Annotated in this window: 1 protein-coding gene and 1 pseudogene; both read right to left on the bottom strand. The window is 59.5% G+C overall.

Features of this window, described 5'->3' with window-relative positions:
• Window positions 1-58: 58 nt before the first annotated feature.
• Window positions 59-145 (bottom strand): annotated as a pseudogene (locus tag D8U69_RS06950) (methionine ABC transporter substrate-binding protein); the annotation flags it as partial.
• A 185-nt stretch (window positions 146-330) separates the two neighbouring features.
• Window positions 331-829: MetQ/NlpA family ABC transporter substrate-binding protein (locus D8U69_RS06945; protein ID WP_241668645.1), on the bottom strand; the 499-nt coding region annotated here is incomplete at its 5' end.

The following is an 829-nucleotide window of genomic DNA, read 5'->3' as shown; positions in this document are numbered from 1 at the left end:
ATTCCCACGCAGAGCATGGGAACGATCAGGCGTGCACATTCGTTGTGTGTCTCGCAGATCAGAACGCCGGCACTACCGCGCCTTTGTACTTCTCAACGATGAACGCTTTCACTTCCGGGCTGTGAAGTGCAGCCGCCAGTTTCTTCCTCTCTTTTGATCATTCCCACGCTCTGCGTGGGAATGCCGCCATGGACGCTCTGCGTCCACCTGTGACGCGGAGCGTCACGGGATTCATTCCCACGCAGAGCATCGGAACGATCGGGCGTGCACATTCACAGCGCAAAAAAAGGGGACGCCGCTGGCGTCCCCTTTTTTCGTTGCGTTCGCAGATCAGAACGCTGGCACTACCGCGCCTTTGTACTTCTCGACGATGAACGCTTTCACTTCCGGGCTGTGCAGTGCAGCCGCCAGTTTCTTCATCGCTTCGCTGTCCTTGTCGTCCGGGCGGGCAACGAGGATGTTCACGTAAGGCGAGTCGCTGCCTTCGATGACCAGTGCGTCTTTGGACGGGTCGAGTTTGGCTTCCAGCGCGTAGTTGGTGTTGATCAGGGCCAGGTCGACCTGGGTCAGCACGCGCGGGATGGTGGCGGCTTCCAGTTCACGGAACTTGAGGTTCTTCGGGTTGGCGGTGATGTCCTTGACGGTCGACAGGATGTTGTTCGCATCCTTCAACTGGATCACGCCAGCCTTGGCCAGCAGCAACAGCGCACGGCCGCCGTTGGTGGCGTCGTTCGGGATAACGACGGTGGCGGTGCTTGGCAGCTCTTCCAGTGTTTTGTACTTGCTGGAGTAAACGCCCAGCGGCTCCAGGTGCACGCCGGCGACCGAC

Source organism: Pseudomonas sp. Sample_16 (genome assembly GCF_004307665.1).
GTDB lineage: Bacteria > Pseudomonadota > Gammaproteobacteria > Pseudomonadales > Pseudomonadaceae > Aquipseudomonas.
This window is presented reverse-complemented; position numbering and strand designations above follow the sequence as displayed.